Genomic DNA, 4,062 nt, shown 5'->3' on the forward strand with positions numbered 1-4,062 from the left:
CGGGGCCTGCGCCCCGTCCTCATCCAGCTCCAGCGCCTCGTCGATGGCGGCGTCGCCCTCTTCCAGCGCCAGCACGGCCTGCGCGCACTCGCCACAGCCCGCCGTGTGGGCCTCCACGCGCTCGCGCTCCTCGCGGCCCATCTCCCCCGAGTCCAGCCGCCACAGCTCGTCGTCCGTGAGGTGACGGCGCGGGGGGCTGTCCACCACCGCGGTGTCCGCCCGGTCCGCGCGGCAGCTGGCACAGTCCTTCAGGTGGTCCGGATCCTTCATGGGGCGGCCCGTCCAGGACGCCACCAGGTCATCGCAGCTGGCCCGCGCGGAGAACCACCACGCGCCGGGACGCTCCACGGGGTCCAGCAGGTCGCGCTCGGCGCGGCGCTCGGCGTTGAGCGGGATGAACCAGCGCGCCCGGGAGCGCAGCGCGGTGTCCAGGTGGCCCAGCGCCCCGAGGAGCCGCTCGCGAGCGGCGAGCGCGTCCCCGTCCAGCGGGCCCTTCAGGAGCTCCCAGGTGGCGAGCGCGCGGGCGGCGGAGGCGGCCCGGTCCCGGGCGGCCAGTCCTTCCAGCGCGGACGTGCGCCACAGCTCCGCTTCCTCACCCTCCTCGCCCAGCGCCACCTCCATCGACTCCTCGGCGGCACGCAGGAGCAGCGGCTGGAGCGCCTGCGGTTTCTGCTGGGCAAGCCAGGCCTCCACTTCGGGGCGGTCCAGGCCCTTCAAGGCCTCCTCCACCCCGTCGGTGCCCAGCCGGTCCGAGCGGCGCAGCACCTCCCCCACCAGCTCCAACAGCTCGCCCACCGGGAGGGGGCCCGCGCCCAGGCGCGCGTACCGGGCCTGGTAGCGGGACAGCGCGTCGCCCTTCATCGCGACATCCCGGGCAGGGCGGAGGACTGGAGCCCCCGCGGGGCGTCACGACGGCTCCTCCGGCAGTCCGTCCCGCTGCAGCTCCAGCAGGTACAAACGCAGGTATGCCTGGGCGCGGCTGACGCGCTTGTAGGAGTTCACCACGCTGATGTCCAAACGGCGTGCGCATTCCTCGTGATCCTCCACGTCCTCGTGGTGATACAGCTCCCATGCGGAAGCCTCCTTGGGGTGCTCCTGCTGGAGCCTGGCGTAGGCGGCCCAGTACAGCTCCTGCGCCTCGGCGCGCTCCTCGCGACGCCGTGCGCCTTCCACCGCCCGGGCCACCTCGGACGGCGTCTCTTCCATCACGTCGTCGGGCGAGGACGGCGCGGGCGCCAGCTCCTCCCGGTGCCGCCGGTAGAAGTCGATGGCGACGTGCTTGACGATGCGCAGGAAGAACGTCTTGGGAGACGCGCTCCTGCCCGGCATCTGCTCGGACACGCCCCGGAACTGGTCCAGGCCCCGGTCGAGGAACTTCCCCACCGCGTCCTGGAAGAGCTCGTCGGCGTCCGCCGGGGAGCCGCGTCCGTAGCTGCCCTGAATCCTGCTGATGACGTAGCGGGCCGGGCGCGCCCATCGCGCGCACAAGGCCCCCAGCGGGGTCCCCACGGCCTCGCCCGTGGCGCGGCGGCGGGACACCTCCGCGAACAATTCCTCATCCGTGAGCTGCTCGTACACCGGAGGACCCTGGAGGCTGTCCCGGGACGTCCTCATCCCGAGAGGTTGGGTTACGGGGATGTGGCGCGGCAAGGTAGCACGTTGCATCCGCGGACAGCCTCCGACTGGTTACCAGAACCCCCGACGCCAGCCCCCGGCATTTCCTGACGGACCTTTTTCCGGGCCCCGCGCATGACGCGGCGGGTCTTCTCCATGAAGGCGCCCGAAGGCCCGGCGCCAGCCCGCAAGGCCCCGGAAATGGTTCCGTCAGGATTCCGGCCAGGGGGGCGTCCAGGGGCGCATCGCTTTCGAGCGCCCGGCCGAAGAGGCCCTACACGCCGTGGTTCGACTCCACCCCTTCCGCTCGCAAGGCGGGGGGGACCGCCGGCGGTCCGGCACTGAACTCTGGATTCAGCCTTCCGGCTTCCTCACTCGGGCGCTCACCTTTTCCCTCCCAACCCCAGGCGGCCCTTCCGGGCATGCCTCCGTCCCGAAAGGGGGACGCCCGCCATGACTGCTCGCACCCAGACGACCCTTCCGGAGACGCAGCGCGGACCGGCCGAGCGACTGCTCGACGTGGTGCTCGGCGGCTCCGCCCACCTGTGGCACCACCGCCCGGGCCTGGACGTGAACGGCGCCTGGGTGGCCGCCGCCAACGCGGACGCGAAGGCGCAGGCGCGCGGCCGCAAGGTGGCGCCGGGCCTGTTCGTCCCCGCCGCGGTGAAGCTGTACGGCCAGCTCTTGGAGCTCCACCGCCTCAACCCCATGCTGATGGCGCACTTCGCGTCGTACGCGCTGACGCAGACGGACTGGCGCGACCTGAAGGTGGCCACCTGCGCGCTGATGCTGGTGCAGGAGCACGCGGGCCAGCCCGTGCGCGACGGCCAGGGCGCCGTCGCCTTCCACGACGACGACTACCGCGCCATCGGCGAGGCCATGGTGCTGCACTACGTGCGCCGCTCCACGCGGATGCTCACGCCCAAGGCCGTCCTGCGCGTGGCGGAGCTCCTGGAGACGCCGGAGATCGCGCGCCTCAACCGCGCCGCGGGCTTCGGAGATCCGGCGTCGCGCAAGCCGCCGCTGGGCCGCTGGAAGCGCGTGGCCCAGAAGTGGCTGGCCGCGCGCGAGGCGAACCTGCCCATGCTCCAGGGCCTGGTGAAGGCGGGCTACAAGGAGACGCTGAAGCGGCTGGCGCGCAAGGCAGGCTACAAGCCCCAGTCGCAGGGCTTCTTCGAGGTGCTCGGCTGGAAGCAGAAGCAGGCGGACGGGGGCCACCGGCAGGTGGGCCTGCAGGGCCTCACGCTGGTGAAGCGCGAGCGCTTCGACGGCCTCTCCGAGGCGGAGATCTGCGAGTGGATTGAGCTGGAGCGGCTCTCCTACAAGGAGGTCGTGGGCCGGCTGCCGAAGGACGTGGGCCTCACGCCCGCCATCCTGGCGACGCTGCTGCCGTCGTTGTCGGACCGCGACCTGCGGCTGATGACGCCCACGCTGGAGGACCTGGGCCTGTTGCAGGAGCCCTCCGTGAAGGCGCGCTGGGAGCGGGCGGTGGCGAACGCGACGGATCAGCGCTCGCTGAACATCGCGAAGAACGTCCGGAGCCAGGACGTGCGCCGCAAGCTGGAAGAGGCGAGCGACAACGCGGTGAAGAAGGCGGTGGCGGAGGCGACGGCGGAGACGGACGTGCGGGTGATGTTCCTCATCGACAAGTCGGGCTCCATGGAGGGCGCCATCGAGCAGTCCAAGGAGGCGCTGTCGCGCATCCTCGCGGGCTTCCCGATGGACAAGCTGCACGTGGCGGCGTTCGACACCATGGGCACGGTGCTCAAGCCCAAGGCGCCGAACCGCACGGCGGTGCAGCACATGCTGGCCGGGCTGAAGGCGTCCGGCGGCACGGTGCACGCGGCCGGTGTCCACGCACTGCACCGCTCCGGCGTGCGCATCCCGGCGGAGGCGAAGCTGGTGGTGATGGTGGTGGGTGACGAGGCGGGCGAGGCAGGCGACCAGTTCGCCCGGGCCTTCCACGCGTGTGGCTACAGCGTGGCGGCCATGGCGCTGCTGGTGAGCGTGGCGGGGGCGCGCGGCAGCACGGTGCGCTCGGGCGCGAAGCAGCTGGGCGTGCCCTTCAGTGAAGTGAGCGTGGGGCAGTTCGCGGACCCGTACCAGGTGCCGCGCGTGCTCCAGGCGCTGATGGACGCGCCGCGCGAGGCGGGGGCCAGCCAGTCCGGCTGGGTGGACCGGGTGATGAGCACGCCGCTGTTGAAGGTGGCGTGAAGAAGGAGGCAGGGGCGTGGACTACCGGAAGCTGCTCGGGAAGGTGGAGTCGGCGGTGCTGCCGTATTTCGGCGGCGGGACCGTGGACGCGCCTTCACGCCGCCTGCGCGTCACCCAGCCCGTCGCCCCGGGCTGGTGGCGCTTCGAGGTGAAGGGCCGCGAGGCCACCGCGCGCGAGCCGGCCGGTCCGGAAGGGCTGGAGGCGCTGCCGCGCGTGCGGGGCCACGTCTGGGG

Annotated in this window: 3 protein-coding genes and 1 pseudogene; 2 read left to right on the forward strand and 2 right to left on the reverse strand. The window is 72.4% G+C overall.

The genetic code is table 11. The features are described from left to right. Positions 1–861, reverse strand: an 861-nt coding sequence (locus tag ACLEQD_RS38430; RefSeq protein WP_410390812.1) for a zf-HC2 domain-containing protein, incomplete at its 3' end; no start/stop codon positions are given. Between the two features lie 45 nt (positions 862–906). Continuing rightward, positions 907–1,578, reverse strand: coding sequence for an RNA polymerase sigma factor (locus ACLEQD_RS38435; protein ID WP_171414979.1), 672 nt, complete (start codon positions 1,576–1,578; stop codon positions 907–909). 489 nt (positions 1,579–2,067) lie between these two features. On the opposite strand from ACLEQD_RS38435, the gene ACLEQD_RS38440 reads away from it, so the two are divergent. Further along, on the forward strand, positions 2,068–3,828 hold the full coding sequence (locus ACLEQD_RS38440; protein WP_410390813.1) for a VWA domain-containing protein: 1,761 nt from the start codon (positions 2,068–2,070) through the stop codon (positions 3,826–3,828). Between the two features lie 16 nt (positions 3,829–3,844). Beyond that, positions 3,845–4,062: pseudogene (locus ACLEQD_RS38445) on the forward strand (hypothetical protein); the annotation flags it as partial.

Source organism: Corallococcus sp. 4LFB (assembly GCF_046520365.1).
Taxonomy (GTDB): Bacteria; Myxococcota; Myxococcia; order Myxococcales; family Myxococcaceae; genus Corallococcus; species Corallococcus caeni.

Excerpts from the sequence above, each read along its gene's own strand:
- ACLEQD_RS38440 (WP_410390813.1), top strand. The coding sequence starts at position 2,068 with ATGACTGCTCGCACCCAGACGACCCTTCCGGAGACGCAGCGCGGACCG.